The 19,167-nt window shown below is 66.2% G+C and carries 17 protein-coding genes; 3 read left to right on the top strand and 14 right to left on the bottom strand.

Annotated features, from left to right (window positions below):
- The first annotated feature begins 73 nt into the window (after positions 1-73).
- Positions 74-910, top strand: a complete 837-nt coding sequence (mazG, locus tag OCUBac02_RS13745) for a nucleoside triphosphate pyrophosphohydrolase (RefSeq protein WP_173046331.1) — start codon at positions 74-76, stop codon at positions 908-910.
- Between the two features lie 123 nt (positions 911-1,033).
- On the opposite strand, the gene hflX is transcribed toward mazG, so the two are convergent.
- From hflX to dusB, 7 genes are all read right to left on the bottom strand, one after another.
- Entirely contained in the window at positions 1,034-2,362 is a 1,329-nt protein-coding gene (gene hflX, locus OCUBac02_RS13740) for a GTPase HflX (RefSeq protein WP_173049567.1), read from the bottom strand.
- 73 nt (positions 2,363-2,435) lie between these two features.
- A complete protein-coding gene (gene hfq, locus OCUBac02_RS13735; protein WP_038365847.1) occupies positions 2,436-2,684 on the bottom strand; it encodes an RNA chaperone Hfq in 249 nt (82 codons plus the stop codon).
- A gap of 282 nt (positions 2,685-2,966) precedes the next feature.
- Positions 2,967-4,334, bottom strand: a complete 1,368-nt coding sequence (ntrX, locus tag OCUBac02_RS13730; RefSeq protein ID WP_047578173.1) for a nitrogen assimilation response regulator NtrX — start codon at positions 4,332-4,334, stop codon at positions 2,967-2,969.
- Positions 4,331-6,595, bottom strand: coding sequence for a sensor histidine kinase NtrY-like (locus tag OCUBac02_RS13725; protein ID WP_173046330.1), 2,265 nt, complete (start codon positions 6,593-6,595; stop codon positions 4,331-4,333). The genes ntrX and OCUBac02_RS13725 overlap by 4 nt, the downstream gene beginning before the upstream one ends.
- 148 nt (positions 6,596-6,743) lie before the next feature.
- The gene (gene ntrC, locus OCUBac02_RS13720) at positions 6,744-8,195 is read right to left on the bottom strand and encodes a nitrogen regulation protein NR(I) (RefSeq protein WP_173046328.1); all 1,452 of its coding nucleotides are present in this window, start codon (positions 8,193-8,195) and stop codon (positions 6,744-6,746) included.
- Between the two features lie 16 nt (positions 8,196-8,211).
- Complete coding sequence (locus OCUBac02_RS13715; protein ID WP_173049565.1) at positions 8,212-9,345, bottom strand: ATP-binding protein; 1,134 nt, start codon at positions 9,343-9,345, stop codon at positions 8,212-8,214.
- A 27-nt stretch (positions 9,346-9,372) separates the two neighbouring features.
- A complete protein-coding gene (gene dusB / locus OCUBac02_RS13710; protein ID WP_173046326.1) occupies positions 9,373-10,314 on the bottom strand; it encodes a tRNA dihydrouridine synthase DusB in 942 nt (313 codons plus the stop codon).
- A 195-nt stretch (positions 10,315-10,509) separates the two neighbouring features.
- Here dusB and OCUBac02_RS13705 point away from each other — a divergent pair, with 195 nt between their 5' ends.
- Positions 10,510-11,745, top strand: coding sequence for a bifunctional 2-C-methyl-D-erythritol 4-phosphate cytidylyltransferase/2-C-methyl-D-erythritol 2,4-cyclodiphosphate synthase (locus tag OCUBac02_RS13705; protein WP_173046324.1), 1,236 nt, complete (start codon positions 10,510-10,512; stop codon positions 11,743-11,745).
- 2 nt (positions 11,746-11,747) lie between these two features.
- Entirely contained in the window at positions 11,748-12,245 is a 498-nt protein-coding gene (locus OCUBac02_RS13700) for a CinA family protein (RefSeq protein WP_173046322.1), read from the top strand.
- 7 nt (positions 12,246-12,252) lie between these two features.
- On the opposite strand, the gene OCUBac02_RS13695 is transcribed toward OCUBac02_RS13700, so the two are convergent.
- The 7 genes from OCUBac02_RS13695 to OCUBac02_RS13665 all read right to left on the bottom strand — a co-directional run bounded on the left by OCUBac02_RS13695 (position 12,253) and on the right by OCUBac02_RS13665 (position 19,153).
- On the bottom strand, positions 12,253-14,361 hold the full coding sequence (locus OCUBac02_RS13695; RefSeq protein WP_173046320.1) for a fused MFS/spermidine synthase: 2,109 nt from the start codon (positions 14,359-14,361) through the stop codon (positions 12,253-12,255).
- A 41-nt stretch (positions 14,362-14,402) separates the two neighbouring features.
- Positions 14,403-14,879 (bottom strand): type II toxin-antitoxin system RatA family toxin, encoded by a 477-nt coding sequence (locus tag OCUBac02_RS13690; protein ID WP_047575836.1) that lies wholly within the window; start codon positions 14,877-14,879, stop codon positions 14,403-14,405.
- Positions 14,880-14,894: 15 nt separating this feature from the next.
- A complete protein-coding gene (lipA, locus tag OCUBac02_RS13685; protein WP_047575839.1) occupies positions 14,895-15,908 on the bottom strand; it encodes a lipoyl synthase in 1,014 nt (337 codons plus the stop codon).
- 100 nt (positions 15,909-16,008) lie between these two features.
- Positions 16,009-16,287, bottom strand: coding sequence for a GlsB/YeaQ/YmgE family stress response membrane protein (locus OCUBac02_RS13680; protein WP_047575843.1), 279 nt, complete (start codon positions 16,285-16,287; stop codon positions 16,009-16,011).
- Positions 16,288-16,514: 227 nt separating this feature from the next.
- Positions 16,515-16,853, bottom strand: a complete 339-nt coding sequence (locus tag OCUBac02_RS13675; protein ID WP_173046318.1) for a GlsB/YeaQ/YmgE family stress response membrane protein — start codon at positions 16,851-16,853, stop codon at positions 16,515-16,517.
- A 191-nt stretch (positions 16,854-17,044) separates the two neighbouring features.
- Positions 17,045-18,484, bottom strand: coding sequence for a dihydrolipoyl dehydrogenase (gene lpdA / locus OCUBac02_RS13670; RefSeq protein ID WP_465247720.1), 1,440 nt, complete (start codon positions 18,482-18,484; stop codon positions 17,045-17,047).
- 3 nt (positions 18,485-18,487) lie between these two features.
- Entirely contained in the window at positions 18,488-19,153 is a 666-nt protein-coding gene (locus tag OCUBac02_RS13665; protein ID WP_173046316.1) for a hypothetical protein, read from the bottom strand.
- Positions 19,154-19,167 lie beyond the last annotated feature (14 nt).

The following is a 19,167-nucleotide window of genomic DNA, read 5'->3' as shown; positions in this document are numbered from 1 at the left end:
TGCGCATTGCCTCAGCGAAAACCGGTTTCCGTTTTCGCGCAATGCTCGCACGAATTCACGGAGACAGGCAGCGTTGAAGCCCTCTCGCGAGATTGACGGCCTGATCGCGATCATGGCCGCGCTGCGCACGCCGGGAAGCGGCTGCCCCTGGGACCTGGAGCAGGATTTCGCCTCGGTCGCGCCCTATACCGTCGAGGAGGCCTATGAGGTCGCCGACGCGATCGCCCGCGGCGACAGGCTCGACCTCAAGGACGAGCTGGGCGATCTCCTGCTGCAGGTGGTGTTCCATGCCCGGATGGGCGAGGAGGAAGGCTCCTTCGCCTTTGCCGACGTGGTCGAGGCTATCACCACCAAGCTGATCCGCCGGCATCCGCATGTCTTCGGCGATGCGCGCGATCTTTCGCCCGCCGAGGTCAAGGCGCTCTGGCACCGGATCAAGGCTGACGAGAAGGCTGCCAAGGCAGCCGCGCGCGAGGCCGCCGGCCTGCCGCCGCAAACGGAGGAACGCGGCGTGCTCGCCGGCGTGCCCCATACCCTGCCGGCGCTGACCCGCGCCTGGAAATTGCAGGCCCGTGCCTCCACCGTCGGCTTCGATTGGAACGATGCCCGGCTTGTGCTCGACAAGATCCGCGAGGAAACAGCCGAGATCGACGAGGCGCTCGCCGGCGGTGACCGAGCCGCGATCCATGAGGAGATTGGCGACCTGCTCTTCGTCGTCGCCAATCTCGCCCGCCATGCCGATGCCGACCCCGAAGGCTGCCTCGCCGCCGCCAACGCCAAGTTCGAACGCCGCTTCAAGGCAATCGAGGAGGCATTGGAAGCCGAGGGCCGCGACATCAACGCTGCCTCGCTCAACGAGATGGAAGCGCTTTGGCAGACGGTGAAGAAGCGGGAGAAGAGCGCCGGATAGCCACAGCCGTCATGGTCGGGCTTGACCCGAGCATCTCGGAAACGAAAGCGCGCTCTCTGCGGGTAGAGATTCTCGGGTCTGCGCTTCGCTCCGCCCGAGAATGACGCTTGTGAACGGCCGTCGTCAGCCCTGCCGCTCAGCCTCCGGAAAGCGCGCCGTGAACGCCCCTTCCCGTTCCGGCGGCAGGCGCACGACGAGCTTCAGGCCGCCATCCTCGCCGTCGCGGCGTTCGAGTATCTCGCCATTGGCATGCAGCCAGGCGAGCGATTTGCCGTCGCCCGGAGCAAGCTCCAGCGCATAGACCGGTCGACTCGCCGCGATCCGCGTCTCGATCGCCCGCGTCAGGCGCTCGATGCCTTCGCCGGTCAATGCTGAGACCAGAACCGGGCGCGCCCCGTCCGGCCTCAGCGTCGCGATGCCGAGCTGGCGCTCGCGCTCGGCAGGGTCGAGCAGATCGGCCTTGTTCCAGACCTCGATGACACGCTGGCCGTCGTCCGGATTGATGCCGAGGTCGCGCAGGATCGCCTGTACGTCGGCGGCCTGCGCCTGCGTGTCCTCATGGGCCACATCGCGGACATGCAGCAGCACATCGGCCTCGATCGCATCCTCCAATGTGGCGCGGAAGGCGGCGACGAGCTGCGTCGGCAGGTCGGAAATGAAGCCGACCGTGTCGGAGAGCATGATCCGCGCGCCATGCGGCAGCTTGATCGCGCGCGCCGTCGGGTCGAGCGTGGCGAAGAGCATGTCCTGCGCCAGAACCTCGGCCGAGGTCAGGCGGTTGAACAGCGTCGACTTGCCGGCATTGGTGTAACCGACCAGCGCAACGATCGGGTAAGGCACGCGTTTCCGGCTGGCGCGATGCAGCGAGCGCGTGCGCTTGACGCTCTCCAGATCGCGCTCGATCTTGGTCATCCGCTCCTGGATGATGCGGCGGTCCGCTTCGATCTGGGTTTCGCCCGGGCCGCCGAGGAAGCCGAAGCCGCCGCGCTGGCGTTCGAGATGGGTCCAGGACCGCACCAGACGGCTCTTCTGGTAGTTGAGATGCGCCAGCTCGACCTGCAGCGCGCCTTCCTTGGTGCGGGCGCGCCGGCCGAAGATTTCGAGGATCAGGCCGGTCCGGTCGATGACCTTGCAGCCGAAGGCCTTTTCGAGATTGCGCTGCTGGACCGGCGACAGCGCGCAGTCCATCACGACGAGGCCGATCTCCTCGGTCTTGATGCGCTCGGCCAGCTCCTCGACCTTGCCCTTGCCGAGATAGGTCGCGGGACGCAGCGCCGTCAGCAGCACCTGTACCGGCTCGACGACGGTCAGGTCGATCGCGGCCGCCAGGCCGACGGCCTCGTCCAGCCGCGCCGCGAAGGAGCGCTGGTTGGCATCGAGCGAAACGCCCCGCCTCTGCAGATAGGGTCCTACGACGAAGGCGCGCGTATTCGCCGCGATGTCGCGTTCGATCTCGTCGAGCGGCTTCGCGCCTGTGACGCGCGTGGCCGCCCGGTCCTTGTCGTCCTTGTGGCTTGCAGCCAAATCAGTTCTTGTCCGTTTCCTCGGGCTCGAACAACTGCACCGGATGGCCGGGCATGATGGTCGAGATCGCGTGCTTGTAGACGAGCTGCGAATGGCCGTCGCGGCGCAGCAGCACGCAGAAATTGTCGAACCAGGTGACGACGCCCTGCAGCTTGACGCCGTTGACGAGGAAGATCGTCAGCGGAATCTTCTGCTTGCGCACATGGTTGAGGAAGGTGTCCTGGAGATTCTGTGCCCGCTCGGCGGCCATGGGTAGTCCCTGTTGTTGGGATCGCCGATCGGATTAAATCCAGCGATCCAATTCGTTCCGTTTCGTGCCGGCGGCGCATTCCACCAGCGTCGGAACACCGATGATCCATTAGATCGTCGTCTTCACCCGCAACGCAAGTGCAGCAATGCCGACTTTAGACGATGCCGCCTGCGTAGCGTGCAAATGGGCATGCGCGGCACGCCGGACGGCCGCGCATTTGAGCTTCGCCCCGGCATGACCAGAGTGGGCCGCTCGCTGCCGCTATCGCATGTCAACGCAGCCTCAGCCGACGCCCAGCGACTTCAGCTTCCGGTGCAGGGCCGAGCGCTCCATACCGATGAACTCGGCCGTGCGCGAGATGTTGCCGGAGAAGCGCGCGATCTGCGCGATCAGGTATTCGCGCTCGAAGATCTCGCGGGCGTCGCGCAGCGGCAGGCTCATCAGGCGCTCGCCGCCGGAGCCGGACGGCGTCGTCGGCACCATCGCGCCGACCTCGGCCGGCAGCATCTCGATCGTCACCTCGGCCGTCGGGTCACCCTTGGTCAGGATCATCAGGCGTTCGACATTGTTGCGCAGTTCGCGGATGTTGCCGGGCCATTCATGCGACTGCAGCACCGCCATGGCGTCGCTGCCGATCTGGCGCTTCGGCAGGCCGCTGGCGACCGAGATCTGCTCCATGAAGAACTCGATCAGCTCAGGCACGTCCTCGCGCCGCTCCGAGAGCGGCGGCACCTTGATCGGCACGACGCTGAGGCGGTGATAGAGGTCCTCGCGGAAATGCCCGTCCGCGATGAGCTGCGCGAGATCGCGGCTCGACGAGGAAATCACGCGGACATCGACATGGACGCGCGTCGCGCCGCCGACGCGCTGGAAATTCTGGTCGACCAGCACCCGCAGGATGCGGTTCTGCGTCTCGCGCGGCATGTCGCCGATCTCGTCGATATAGAGCGAGCCGCCATGCGCCTCCTCGAGCGCGCCGATCCGGCGCGATCGACCGTCGCCGCCCTCGACGCCGAACAGCTCCTCCTCCATCGTCTCGGGCGTGATCGTCGCCGCGTTGATGACGACGAAGGGGCCGCTGGACCGGGTCGAGGCGCCGTGCAGCGTGCGCGCCGCCAGTTCCTTGCCGCAGCCCGGCTCGCCGGTGATCAGCACACGGGCATTGGTCGGCGCGACGCGCTCGATCGTCTGTCGGAGCTGATTGACCACCGTGGTGCGCCCGACGATCCGGTCGGCCTGGACCGAGCGGGTCTTGAGTTCGCGGACCTCGCGGCGCAGGCGCGACGCCTCCAGCGCCCGCTCGGCGACCAGCACCAGCCGGTCGGCCTTGAACGGCTTCTCGATGAAGTCGTAGGCGCCGCTCTTGATGGCCGAGACCGCGGTCTCGATATTGCCGTGGCCGGAGATCATCACCACCGCGAGATCGGGATGGTTCTCCTTGATCAGCTCCAGCACCTGGAGTCCGTCGAGCCGACTGCCCTGCAGCCAGATGTCGAGGAAGACGAGATTCGGCCGGCGCGATGCGATCGCGGCCAGCGCCTCGTCGGCGGAGCCCGCCTTGCGGGTCCTGTAGCCCTCGTCCTCCAGCAGGCCGGCGACCAGATCGCGGATATCGACTTCGTCGTCCACTACCAGGATGTCAGCGCTCATAGGCGTATCCCATTCTTCCCATCATCCGTGTTGCGTAAGCCGCTATCCGGCTGGGCGGCCGCATCGCCGCCCTCGGTGTCCGACGCCGGGCCTGTCTCGGGGAACCAGAGGCGGATGCGCGCGCCCCGAGCACCGCTGGCGGCATCCGGGCGGTCGAGCAGTTCGATGCCGCCGCCATGGTCCTCCAGAATCTTGCCGACGATGGCGAGGCCCAGGCCCGTCCCGCCTTCGCGCGTCGTCATATAGGGTTCGAGCAGCTTCTGGCGCTGGTCCGCCGGCAGGCCCTTGCCGTTGTCGATCACGTCGATGACGATCCGGCCGTCGTCGAGCCTCGCCATCTGGACGTCGATGCGCCCCTGCCCGCGCTCTTCGGCCGGCACGGCTTCGATCGCCTCGGTCGCGTTCTTGATGACATTGGTCAGCGCCTGCGAGATCAGCCGCCGGTCGAACCGGGCCGGAACCGCCTCTGTCGGCAGGGTCTCGGCGATCGTCGTCTCGGGATTGCCGACCCGCCAGAGGAAGACGATCTGCCGGACCGTTTCGACGATGTCCTCGCGGGCGAGCGAGGGCTTCGGCATGCGGGCGAAGGAGGAGAATTCGTCGACCATGCGCCGGATATCCTCGACCTGCCGCACGATCGTGTCGGTGCACTGGTCGAAGACGTCCTTACCCTCGGTGATGACGCGTCCGAAGCGCCGCTTGATGCGCTCGGCCGAAAGCTGGATCGGCGTCAGCGGGTTCTTGATCTCGTGCGCGATGCGGCGGGCGACATCGGCCCAGGCGGCCGTGCGCTGGGCGGAGACGAGGTCGGTGATGTCGTCGAGCGTCACCACGAGCCCGGCGCCGATCCCCTCGCCTTCCCTGACCGCCCGGATATTCACCATCCGGTCCTGGCCGGAGCGCGTGAAGGCGACCTGGCCGGAGCTCTGCCGCTGACGGTTCTGCAGGGCCTCGGTGACGAAGCCCGCCACCTCGGGCGCGATCTCGCCGATCGGCTTGCCGAGCAGGCGCCCGCCGGTACCGAGTAGGTTCTCGGCCGAGCGGTTGATCGTCGTGACATGGCCGTCGCCGTCGAGGCTGAGCACGCCGGAGGAGACGCCGGACAGCACCGTCTCGGTGAAGCGCCGGCGCCGGTCGATGACCTCGCTTGCCGTGACCAGGCTGTCGCGCTGGCGGCGCAGCTCCGCCGTCATCTTGTTGAAGGTTTCGCCGAGATGGGCAAGGTCCCCTTCCGATCGTCGGATCGGCACCTGGACATAGAAATTGCCGCTCGAAACCTGGTCGGTCGCATCGATCATCCGCCGGATCGGCGCGACCAGCCCGTTGGCGAAGCTCAGGCCCAGCCAGATCGCCGAGAGCAGCAGAATCAGCGCGATCAGCCCGTACATCGAGGCGAAGGCGATCTGCACGCCCTTCCGGCGGGCATCGATCGAGAGATATTCGACCGCGGCCCCGCGCGCGACCGCCGGAAACTCGACCGCGAGCGGATCGACCTCGCGCGCGACATGCAGGAAGCTGTTCTCATAGCTCGGCAGCTTCATCACGGCGCCGAACACCCTGCCCGTCCGCGGGATCACGCAGATCGGCTCGGGAGCGGATTTCGCGTCGTCGAAAGCGGCCTGATCCGGTGTGGGCGGATCGCGCAGCACGTTGATATTGGCCCGCGCCACGACCTTGTCCGGCGGCTGCATGATCGTGGCGACGGGCAGCCCGAGCGCGGTCGCGCGCGATGTCAGGAAACTGTCGAACCATTTGCGATCGACGTCGAAGGCGGGTTTCGCGCGGCTCAGATCGTCGGCCAGCACCCGGATTTCGCGACCGAGCGAACGGCACTGGCTGGCGGCATAGGCGTCCGCGACCTCGACGGACTTGAACACCGCGTCGCGCATCCGGTCGGAAAACCATGGCTCCAGCCCGCGCTCGATCGTGACGGTCGCGATGATGGCGACGAGCACGGCTGGCAGGGCGGCGATGATGCTGAACAGGCCGACGATCCGGACATGCAGGCCCGCAGCCGCCTGCCCCGCCTTGCGTGCCCGGATCAGGACCGCGGCCTCGATGGCGACGGTGACGATCAGCACCAGGATCAGCAGCGCGTTCAGCACGAACACACCGACCACGATCTCGTGCACCGGCGCGATCGGAGTGGCGCCCGACAGTACCAGGAAGGTGAGCAGCGCCGAGATCAAGGCCAGCGCGACGACGGTCCCGCCGACCCAGCCGGAAACGCGCCGGGATTTCTCCTCCGCGCGCGGCATCATTCTGGCTTCGTTGACAGAAGCGGACACGATTTCCGACAACTCCGATAAGGCAGGGATCGCGAACCGATCAAGCCTGCAGGGCGCCACTGATGCGCCGCCGCAACGGTGTTGTCAAAATATGACATTCACAAGGCGGTGAAGCCATGTTTCAGCGCGGCGAGCGCACCACCTGCATGTCGAGCTCGCGAATCTTCTTGCGCAGCGTGTTGCGGTTGAGGCCGAGCAGCTCCGCCGCGCGGATCTGGTTGCCGCGCGTGGCGGCGAGCGCGGCGGCGATCAGCGGCGGCTCGATCTCGCGCAGGATGCGGTGATAGAGCCCGGGCGGCGGGATATTATCGCCGAAACCGCCGAAATACTGGCCGAGATGCCGTTCGACAGACCCGGACAGGGTCTCGGCGCGCTCGGGCGTCGCGGGGCTGCTGGAGAACCCGGCTCCCACCGCCGCCGGCTGCAATTCGGCTTCTATGATCGGCGCGGTGATGGTCTCCTGCGGGTAGAGCGCCGCGAGGCGCCGCACGAGATTCTCCAGTTCGCGGACATTGCCCGGCCAGCGATACTGGCGCATCACGTCCATCGCTTCCGAATCGACCTGCTTGCGTGGCAGGCCTTCCTTCTCGACCAGCGTGAAGAAATGGCGGACGAGGTCCGGGATGTCCTCGATGCGCTCGCGCAGGGGCGGCAGGCGGATCGGCACGACGTTCAGGCGGAAGAACAGGTCCTCGCGGAACAGGCCCTGCGCGATCGAGATGCGCAGGTCCTTGTTGGTCGCGGCGACGATGCGGACATTGGTCTTGATCGGCGTGCGCCCGCCGACCGTGGTGTATTCGCCCTGCTGGAGCACGCGCAGCAGACGCGTCTGCGCCTCCATCGGCATGTCGCCGATCTCGTCGAGGAAGAGCGTGCCGCCTTCCGCCTGCTCGAAGCGGCCGGACGAGCGGGTCAACGCGCCGGTGAAGGCGCCCTTCTCATGGCCGAACAGTTCGGACTCGATCAGGTCCTTCGGGATCGCCGCCATGTTGATCGCGACGAAGGGGCCGTTCTTGCGCTTGCCGTAATCGTGCAGCGCGCGCGCCACCAGTTCCTTGCCCGTGCCGGATTCGCCGTTGATCATCACGGTCAGGTCGATCGGCATCAGGCGGGCGAGCGCTCGGTAGACATCCTGCATCGCCGGCGAGCGGCCGATCAGGGGGATGTCCTCGGGCTCGGCCGCATGCCCGCGCGCCGCCTCGCCGCGCGGGCGCGACATGGCGCGACCGACGATGGCGACGAGCTCCTTGAGGTCGAAGGGCTTCGGCAGATATTCGTAGGCTCCGCGCTCCGACGCCTTGATCGCCGTCATGAAGGTGTTCTGCGCGCTCATCACGATGATCGGCAGCTCGGGTCGCACCCGCTTGATGCGCGGCAGCAGGTCGAAGGCATTGCCGTCGGGCATGACCACGTCGGTGATGATCAGGTCGCCCAGCCCCTGGGCAGCCCAGGTCCAGAGCGTGGCGGCCTGGCCCGTCGTCCTGACTTCGTAGCCCGCCCGGGCGAGCGCCTGATTGAGGACGGTGCGGATCGCGGCGTCGTCGTCGGCGACGAGGATGTGACCGGTCGGCATGTTTCGCTTGAGGCCTTTACGTTGCCTGCCCCGACCTGAGCTGGTGCAGGGGCAGGAGGATCCTGAAATGCGTCCGGCGCGGAACGGACTCGCATTCGACGATTCCGCCGTGATCGCCGATCACCTTGGCGACAAGTGCAAGTCCAAGGCCACTTCCCTGGGCCTTGGTGGTGACGAAGGGATCGAACAGGTGCTGCACCAGATCGGAGGGTACTCCCGGCCCGTTGTCGCGCACGCCGATCTCGAGCGGCAGTGCGATGCGTTCCGAGGAGCCCGGCACCTGCAGGCGGATGCCGGGGCGGTAGGCGGTCGTCAGCGTGATCTCGCCGTCGATGGCGCCCTCGCCGATGGCCTCGGCGGCATTCTTGACCAGGTTGAGCAGCACCTGGACGAGTTGGTCGCGATTGCCGGCGACCGGTGGGAGCGATGGATCGTAGATCTCGGTGAAACGGATATGCCGGGCGAAGCCGGACTGCGCCAGACGCTTCACATGGTCGAGCACGTCATGGACATTGACCGCGTCACGCTCGCTCGGCCGCTCGTCTCCGAACAGTTCGACCCGCTCGACCAGCTTCACGATCCGGTCCGTCTCGTCGCAGATCAGCTGCGTCAGCATGCGGTCGTCGTCGGAGATCGAGCCTTCGAGCAGCTGCGCGGCGCCGCGGATGCCGGAAAGCGGATTCTTGATCTCATGCGCCAGCATCGCGCCGAGCGCGGTGATCGAGCGCGCTGCCCCGCGATGCGTCAATTGCCTGTCCATTTTTTCAGCAATTGTCCGTTCCTGCAGCATCAACACCACCGCATCGCCCTGACTGGGCAAGGGAGAGGCAAAGACATCGACGATATGATCGGTTCCGAGGCGCGGCGTACCGAGGTCGAGACGATATTCGCTGACGCTGGCGCCGCGGCGCAGCACCTCCTCGATCAACCCGAGCACCGGTGAGCCGAAGGCGACGAGATCGTCGATGCGCTGCCGCTTGAGCAGGGCGGCGCTGGACTGGAAGAAATCCTCGGCCGCCGTGTTGGCATAGAGCACTGCATGCCCCTCGCCGATCACCAGAACCGGCATCGGCAGCACGTTCAGCGCCTGGACCTCGATCGGGTCCAGCAGATAGGCGCTGCGGCTTCCAAGGCCCTTGTCGGCAAACATCGCCGTCATCGGCTGCTCCCTGCGGCGTCAGGCCGCTTCGCGATTGCGATCGGTCGAAAACAGGCCTGCCAGCGCCGCCAGGACCTGCCTGGGCTCGTCGGACGTCAGCAGGCTGCGGCGTAGCTCCGGATCGGGCTCGCAGCCATCGGCCACGGCGTCGTCGGCATAAGCCGCCAGGTGCTTGCGGGCATGGCGCACGCCATGGGCGACGCCCATCAGGGCGAGCAGCCCCTCGTAGTGCTCGCGCACCAGATCGAGCTTCTCGGCCAGCGTCAGCGGCCGGAAGGCGTGCCCGTCGAGCGCCGCGCCGATCTCGCCGACTAGCCAGGGCCGGCCGAGCGCGGCACGCCCCACCATGACGAAATCGGCGCCGGATTGCTCAAGGCAGGCGCGCGCATCCGCGACATCGTGGATGTCGCCATTGGCCACCAGCGGAAAATCGCCGACGGCGCGCACCGCCGCGATCGCCCGCCAATCGGCCGTGCCCTTGTAGAATTGCTGGCGGGTGCGGCCATGGACCGTGATCATCCGCGCGCCGGCCGCCACCGCCCGCCGGGCGAGCTCCGGCGCGTTGCGGGAGGCATCGTCCCAGCCGAGGCGCATCTTCACCGTCACCGGCACGCCGGTCGCGGCGACCGCAGCCTCGACGAGAGCGATCGCATGGTCGAGATCGCGCATCAGCGCCGAGCCGGCCCAGCCGCCCGTCACCTTCTTGGCCGGGCAGCCCATGTTGATGTCGACGAGATCGGCGCCATTGGCCTCGGCCAGCCGCGCCGCTTCGCCCATCCAGTAGGGATCGCAGCCGGCGAGCTGCACGACATGCGGCGAGACGCCCTCGCCCTCGGCGCGGATGCGCGCCTCCTCGCTGCCGCGCACGAACTCGTCCGACGCGACCATCTCCGACACCACGATGCCGGCATGGCTGCGGGCCGCCAGCCGGCGCATGACGATGTCCGTCACGCCGGACATCGGCGCCAGAAAAGCACGAGACGTAACCGGGATACCTGCAATGTCCAAAGGCTCAGCCTGCTTTTAAGGCATTTCCATATATGCATATTTATTGGACAATGCTGCATCGGCGCAAGGGCCTCTGCGTGAATGCTGCATTGCAACAGCGTCGCACCCCCTGCCCCATCGCGACGGAATTGGTTATGGCATGCAGCCATGACCCGCTCGCAGACAGAACCCAGCGCCGTGCTCAGCCCATCCGGGACGCTGCCTCCGGTCGCAGCCCTGCTCGTCGCGGCCGGCCGCGGCCTGCGCGCCGGCGACGGCGAGCCGAAGCAGTATCGGCTGGTCGACGGCCGCCCCGTGCTCGCCCATGCGCTGACGCCCTTCCTGGCGGAGCCGGCGATCGAGCGCATCGCCGTGGTGATCGGCGAAGGCGACGAGGCGCGCTACGCCAATGCCATGGCAGGGATCGACAGCGCGCGGCTCGCAGCCCCCACGCTCGGCGGCACGACGCGCCAGGCTTCGGTGCGTCGCGGTCTGCTCGCGTTGGCCCGCGAAGGCTTCGACGGCATCGTGCTGGTCCATGACGCGGCGCGGCCCTTCGTCTCGCGCGCCCAGATCAGCGCGGCGATCCACCGGCTCGGCGCCGGCGGCATCGCCGCGATCCCGGCCCTGCCCGTGACCGATACGGTGAAGCGCACCGGCGCCGACGGCCACGTCGCCGAAACCCCGCCGCGCGACCAGCTCGTCACTGTCCAGACGCCACAGGCCTTCCGCTTCAAGCCGCTGCTCGACGCGCATGAGGCGGCGGAGGCGGCCCTGCTTCACAGCTTCACCGACGATGCGGCCCTCATGGAATGGGCCGGCCATCCGGTCGCGACCTTCCAGGGCGACCCGGCCAATGTGAAGCTGACCCATGCCGCGGATTTCCTGCGGGCCGCAGCACAGCCGGGCAAGGCGCTCGTCACGCGCGTCGGCACCGGCTACGACGTCCACGCCTTCGGACCGGGCGACCATGTCTGGCTCGGCGGCGTCCGGATCGGGCATGACCAGGGCGTCATCGCTCATTCCGATGGCGACGTCGCGCTCCATGCCATGACCGACGCCCTGCTCGGAGCGCTCGCCGACGGCGATATCGGCACGCATTTCCCGCCGAGCGATCCGCAATGGCGCGGCGCGGCCTCGGCCCAGTTCCTCGCCTTCGCGGCAGCACGGGTGCGCGAGCGCGGCGGGCGCATCGATTTCCTCGACCTGACCGTCGTCTGCGAGGCCCCGAAGATCGGCCCGCATCGCGAGGCTATCCGCGCCGAGATCGCGGCCATTGCCGGCCTGCCGCTCGGCAAGGTCGCGATCAAGGCGACCACTTCGGAGCGCATGGGCTTCACCGGCCGGCGCGAAGGCCTCGTCGCGTTTGCAACCGCGACGATCCGCCTGCCCGAGGAGGAGTGACCATGTTCGATCTCGAGATCCGCTCGCTTGCGGCCGAATTGCTGAATATGAGCCTGGAGCGCGGCTTCACGGTCGCGACGGTCGAATCCTGCACGGGTGGCCTTGTCTGCGGCGCGCTGACCGCGATCGCCGGCTCGTCCTTGATGGTCCAGGGCGGCCTGATCACCTATTCCAACGAGGCTAAGACGGCGCTCGCCGGCGTTCCCGTGGCGTTGATCCAGCAGCACGGCGCCGTCAGCGAGCCGGTGGCGCGCGCGATGGCAGAGGGTGGCCGCTCGCGCCTCGACGCCGGTTTCGCGGTCTCGATCACCGGCGTCGCCGGCCCCGGCGGCGGCAGCGTCGAGAAGCCGGTCGGCCTGGTCCATTTCGCCTGCGCCGGCCCTTCCGGCACGCGCCATCGCGAACGCCGCTTCGGCGCGCAGTCGCGCGATGAAATCCGCCGCCTCAGCGTGCTGGAAGCGCTCGACCTGCTGCGCGAGGCGGTGTTGGCCGGGCCCTGAGGCGCCCCTACCGGGACTTGCGCATGATCGCGCCGAGAACGTCGGCATAGTCATCGCGCCATGGCTTCACACCTGCAGAAGCGATAGGCCGCCAGTTCTCACCTTCGGCAAAGTGCAGATCGGCCGCACCGCGCGCGACGAGCGCCACGCGTGGCGAGATCTTTCGATCATGCGTCATCTGCGCAGTCTGGCCGGGTTCCCTGACCCAGGTGAGCAGCCCGTGCTCATTGGCCGTCGCGGCGACGACGGGGCTGAGGTCCATGTGCCGGTTGGAGATGTGGAATAGCATGGCTCCGCCGGGGGCGAGGCGCGAGAGGTACAATCCGATCGCTTCCCTGGTGAGCAGGTGCACGGGGATGGCATCCGACGAGAAGGCGTCGATTACGATCAGGTCGAGTGATCCTGGAACCGCATCGCCCAGCGTCAACCGGGCATCGCCGATCACGAAGGGGATGCGGGGCGCGCATTGGCTGATGAAGGAGAAGCGGGCGGGATCGGTCGCGATCCCGATCACATGCGGGTCGATCTCGTAGAAGCTCCAGCTCTCGCCCGGACGGATCTGGCACGCGAGCGAGCCGGTTCCGACGCCAACCGCTGCGACCTTGCCGAGCTTGCCGCCGCGGGCTCGACGCAGGGCATCGATACCGTCTGCGATGCCGCCACCGGTGAAGTAATAGGTCAGCGGCTCGGGGCGCCCGCCGACGGCGCTGCCGTCGTCGTTGCGGATACGCTGCGTGCCATGCACCGTCGTACCATGGGCGAGATCGCGGAAGCGTCCGTCCGCCGTTTCGAAGACACGGTGGACGCCGAAGAAGGAGCGGACGGAATCCGCGCGCCTCTGTTCGCTGAGGACGACGCCGCTAACAGTGCTCAGGCCGACGACGGCCAGCGCGAAACGGACGCGAGGCGACATCGGGATCGCCGTGAAGCCCGGCCGGCACAAAAGCCCGGCAACGAGGAGCATCGGATACTCTGCGACAGAGTTGAAAATCATCGGCGCCAGCAGGCCGCAGAACAGCCCGCCGAGCACGCCGCCGAAGGACATCCAGAGATAGAATTCGGTCAGGCGCGCTGCGTCTGGCCTGCGCTTCACCAGTTCGCCATGGGCGACCATGGCTGTCGTGAAGAACAGGCCGAGATGCAAGGCGAGCGTGGCGATCCAGCCGATATCGGGCTTCGCGACGATAGCGACCAGCAGCAGTGCCGTCAGGGCAAGCTGGAGATGCAGCATCCAGCGATGCGGAAGCACGGGCCGGCGCTGGAAGACGATGACGAAGGTCAGAAGGAACAGCGCCAGCGGCACGACCCAGAGCAGCGGCACCGCTGCGACGTCGGTCGAGATATGCGCGGTGACGGCCACCAATAGCCCCGAGGGCACGAAGGCGAGCGCCACCCAGCCGAAGCGCTGGGCAGCGGTCACAGGTACAGCGGTCCCGATTGCGGGGTTGATGGAGAGATCGGCACGGCTCACGCCGACGGCAAGCCCGGCGCAGGCGGTGATTCCGGCCAGTAGCAGAGCGAAGCTCCAGGCCCAGGCCGTGGCCTGCACGGCGAGCGGCAGCAGGGGCTCTATCACGAAGGGATAGGTGACCAGGGACAGGAAGCTGCCGACATTCGAGGCGGCGTAAAGGAAGTATGGATCGGCAGCATGGCTATGTCCGCTCCGCGCGAACCAGGCCTGCAGCAGCGGGCCGTTGGCGGCGACGGCGAAGAAGGGCAGGCCGACCGAGACGGTGAACAGGCCGATCAGCCAGAGCGTCTCCCCGTCCTGCGGCGGCCGCTCGAACCCCGCTGCGATATGGATCGGCAGGTTGACCGCGAGGACCGCAATCATCAGCGTCAGATGGACGAGCGCAGCGCGACGAACCGTGAACCGGCTGGCCAGCAGATGGGCATAGCCATAGCCTGCGAGCAGAACCGCCTGGAAGAACACCATGGCGACCGACCAGACGCCGGGCGAGCCGCCGAGCTTCGGCAGAACCATCTTGGCGAACATCGGCTGGATGCCGAAGAGCAGGAAAGCCGAGACGAAGATCGTCGCCAGATAGACTGGAAGCGTCGCGGCCAGGCGGCGCGTCTGAAGGCGGTCGGCGGTCTGCGCTGCGGATGCGTCCATGGCATGTCCTCGGCTGAGTGCCGGACAATGCCACGCGGGGCTTAAGACCCTGTGACCGCGGTCGATGCGCCACGGCTATAGACCAGCTCGGCCCGCTTCTCGAAAGCTTCGGCGAACTTGCGGAAGGCTTTGTCGAACATCGCCCCCATCAGCAGGCCGAGCATCCGGCTGGCGAATTCGTAGGAGATGAAGAACCCGATCTCGCAGCCCGCCTCATGCGGCTTGAAGGTCCAGCGGTTCTCCAGATAGCGGAACGGCCCGTCGACATATTCGACGAGGATCTTGAGATTGGCCGGATCGAGCGTGACGCGGCTGGTGAAAGTCTCGCGGATCGCCTTGTAGCCGACGCTCATGTCGGCCAGCAGCACCTCGCCGCCGCCCTCGCGCGGCGTGCGCCGGCGCACCACCAACCCCTCGCAAAGCGGCAGGAACTGCGGGTATTTTTCGACATCGGCGACGAGCGCGAACATCTGCTCGGGCGAGTGCCTCACCCGGCGGGTGCTGTTGAACATCGGCATCGAGAATGGGCCTTTTCAGCCGCGGCGGTTATGGCCGATACCGATCTGGGCATCGCGCGCGGCGCGCAAGCGGGCGAAATCCTCGCCGGCATGGTGCGAGGAGCGGGTCAGCGGCGTCGAGGACACCATCAGGAAGCCCTTGGCATAGGCGATGGTCTCGAAGCTCTTGAACTCGTCGGGCGTGACGAAGCGGATCACGGCGTGGTGCTTGCGCGAGGGCGCGAGATACTGGCCGATCGTCATGAAATCGACCTCGGCCGAGCGCAGGTCGTCCATGAGCTGGAGCACCTCGTTCCGCTCCTCGCCGAGGCCGACCATGATGCCGGACTTGGTGAAGATGGTCGGGTCGAGCTCCTTCACCCGCTGCAGCAGGCGCAGCGAATGGAAATAGCGCGCGCCGGGGCGCACCTTCAGGTACTTGCCCGGCACTGTCTCCAGATTGTGGTTGAAGACGTCGGGCCGGGCCGCCACGACAACTTCGAGCGCGCCCGGCTTGCGCAGGAAGTCCGGCGTCAGGATCTCGATCGTGGTGCCGGGTGAAGCCTTGCGGATGGCATGGATGACATTGGCGAAATGCTCGGCGCCGCCGTCCTTGAGGTCGTCGCGATCGACCGAGGTGATCACGACATGCTCGAGCCCCAGCTTGGCGACGGCCTCCGCCACCTTGCGCGGCTCTTCGAGGTCGAGCGGCTGCGGCACGCCGGTCTTCACGTTGCAGAAGGCGCAGGCCCGCGTGCAGGTGTCGCCCATGATCATGAAGGTGGCGTGCTTCTTTTCCCAGCACTCGCCGATATTGGGGCAGCCGGCCTCCTCGCAGACCGTGACCAGCTTCTCGGCCTTCACGATCGCCTTGGTCTCGGCCCATTTCGGCGAGCCCGGCGCCTTCACCCGAATCCAGTCCGGCTTGCGCAGCACCGGATTCTCCGGGCGCTTCTGCTTTTCCGGATGGCGCACGTCCGAAGCCTGCGCCTTCGGGTTGCCGGCATTGGGCCGCGGATCGCGGTTCAGCAGGTCGAGAACAAGCGCCATAACAGGGTCCGGGCTTCAACAGCAGGAGCCGGCAAAGCCGGCTCCCTCTAGCTAATCCCCAAAGCGCTCTGCCGCAACTCCTGCACCTGGCAACAGAGGGTCATCTGCGACCGCGGGCCGCGTTCCAGATCACGATGACGATGACGGCGCCGGCCACCGCCGCGGTGAGCGTTCGCCAGAAGCCGAAAACCGGAATCTCCAGGAGTTCCGCGACCTTGGCTCCGACGAAGGAGCCGGCCACACCGACCAGCATATTGGTGAAGAGCCCGTGATCGGACGAGGTCAGGCGCTCGGCGATCCAGCCGGCGATGACGCCGATCAGGAGCGTCATGAAGAAGCCATAGCCCGGCTGGGCCATCGTGGCGGCAAAGCTTTCCATCGAAGAAGTCCCCCTAGCCATGCGCGGATACGCGCGAAATCAAACTACGGTGATCTGGACAAGTTCCAGGTAACACGGCTGTGCTCCCCGAAACAAAACGCGGGGCATCCCGGACGCAGCGAAGCGGAGATCCGGGATCCATGCCTGAGCCTTCACCGGCAACGCTCCGGAATGGATCCCGGGTCAAGCCCGGGATAACCGCGTGATTTCGTACACCATCGCGCACTTCACGCGATGAAACGTGCCAGCAGGATGACGAGGATGGCGCCGATCACCGCCATGCCGGCATCGTCGAGGAAGCTGTAGCCGGTGTTGAGGCGCCAGCCGGTCAGGCGCACGATGCCCTGCCCCACCAGCATGCCGAGCACGCCGAAGACGGCATGGCGGATCACCCCGCCACCTCCGACGACCAGGCTCGCGGCGAAGCCCGTCATCGTGCCGAAAGCCACGGTCGGGACGATGACGCTCCAGTCGAGCGGCAGCGTCCGGCGCGGCGGCAGGATCTCGATCTCCTCGTCGCGGACGACGCGATCGGGCTTGGGCGATTTGCGGGCGCGTGGCGGCATCGGCGCAATATGGAGCGCGGGATGGCCGGCGCCAAGCGGTAGACACCGCCGAGCGGCGCCATTCTTGAAACGCAGTCGTCATTCTCGGGCGTCGCAGAGCGACGACCCGAGAATCTCTTGCCAAATGAGGCTCTGGCGCATTCTCGTCACGAGATGCTCGGGTCAAGCCCGAGCACGACGCGCTCTGGCAATCAGGCGTTCAGCACCTTGCCATAGGCGTCGAGCACGCTTTCCTTCATCACCTCCGACAGGGTCGGATGCGGGAAGATCGTGTGCATCAGCTCTTCCTCGGTCGTCTCCAGGTTCATGGCGACGACGAAGCCCTGGATCAGTTCGGTGACTTCCGGGCCGACGAGATGGGCGCCGAGCAGCTTGCCGGTCTTGGCGTCGAAGATCGTCTTGGCCATGCCGCTATCCTCGCCCAGCGCCACGGCCTTGCCGTTGGCGACGAAGTTGAAGCGGCCGACCTTGATCTCGTGGCCGGCGGCCTTGGCCTTCGCCTCGGTCAGGCCGACGCTTGCGATCTGCGGGTGGCAATAGGTGCAGCCCGGGATCATCAGCTTGTCCATCGGGTGCGGATGCAGGCCCTTGATCGCCTCGACGCAGATCACCGCCTCATGCTCGGCCTTGTGGGCCAGCATCGGCGGGCCGGCGACGTCGCCGATCGCATAGACGCCCTTGACGTTGGTGCGGCAGAGATCGTCGATGACGATGCAGCCGCGATCGGTCTTCACGCCGAGCGTCTCAAGGCCAAGGTTCTCGATATTGCCGACGACGCCGACGGCCGAGATCATCCGGTCGGCCGTGATCGTCTGCTTGCCGCCCTTCTCGTCCTCGATATGGGCGGTGACGGAGTCGGCACCCTTCTCGACCTTCGTCACCTTGGCGCCGGTCAGGATCTTCATGCCCTGCTTCTCGAAAGCTTTTCGCGCGAAGGCACCGATCTCGGCATCCTCCACGGGAACGACCTGCGGCATGACCTCGACGACCGTCACCTCGACGCCCATCGTCCGATAGAACGAGGCGAATTCGATGCCGATGGCGCCGGAGCCCATCACGAGCAGCGATTTCGGCATCTTCGGCGGGACCATCGACTCGAAATAGGTCCAGATCAGCTTGCCGTCCGGTTCGATGCCGGGCAGCGCGCGCGGCCTTGCGCCGGTCGCGACGATAATATGGTCGGCCGTATAGCTGCCCTCGCCCTTGGCGTTCTTCGGCGGCGGCGTCTGCGGCTGCATCGCCGGCTTCTTGGTCGGCGCGACCGTGATCGTGCCGGGCTTGGTCAGCTTGGCCTCGCCCCAGATCACGTCGACCTTGTTCTTCTTCATCAGGAACTGGACGCCGTTGTTCATCCGCGTGGCGATACCGCGCGAGCGCTTCACGATCGCCTCGAGATCGGCCTTGAACGAGCCTTCCAGCGTCAGGCCGTAATCCTTGGCGTGCTGGCCGTAATGCAGGATCTCGGCCGAGCGCAGCAGCGCCTTGGTCGGGATGCAGCCCCAGTTCGAGCAGATGCCGGCAAGATGCTCGCGCTCGACGATCGCTGTCTTGAAGCCGAGCTGGGCGGCCCGGATCGCGGCGATATAGCCGCCGGGGCCGGAGCCGATGACGATGATGTCGTAGTCAGCCATTATTTACCCTTTCGACAAACGGTCGAACACCTTCGCGGCGATTGATTTTGTAAGGCCACAGCAATTCTTAGCAAATGCTCGGGGATCCTGATGGGTCCCCTCCAGTATGTGCTTTATCTCATCGGGAAGGAGTGACACCGATAGTGGCCGGCGAGGGCCGAGATCATCATCTGATTCCCATCCTCTAAGAGCCTTAATTTCTCCAAAGGCGCCCGTTTCAAGTCGTTCGATATAGACATGCCTGCCACGACCAATCCCAATCCCGCTCGGTTTTCTCTCAATTTTAATTTCGGGAGGTCTTTCATGCTTTAGGTTTGCAATTTTTTTCAACAGCTTGACCCACTCCCCTTCCGGTTGAAACTGTTGAGCCAAGAGAACGATCGAAAACAACTCGGGATCGACATCTTCAAGATGGGAAAGACCCATCTGCTTCAAACGATCATCAAAATGCTCTCTGCTCGGCGAACTCGGGAAATAGATATTTGGCCTGTTTTTCTTTCCAGATATCGCCCCATATCTATCCCAAATTGCCGCCATAATTCTGTCCATGACGTGCGAAACACTTTGAAGCGCTTCATGAACCTCAAGATCAAGGTTCTCATCGACCTCTAGAGCGGCGATTTTCCGCTCTAGACGCTCTAGCTCCCTGCGAATGGAGAGCGGCAGCATTTTACGCTCTTAGA

The sequence above is a fragment of the Bosea sp. ANAM02 genome (genome assembly GCF_011764485.1).
In the GTDB taxonomy this organism is placed as follows: Bacteria; Pseudomonadota; Alphaproteobacteria; order Rhizobiales; family Beijerinckiaceae; genus Allobosea.
This window is presented reverse-complemented; position numbering and strand designations above follow the sequence as displayed.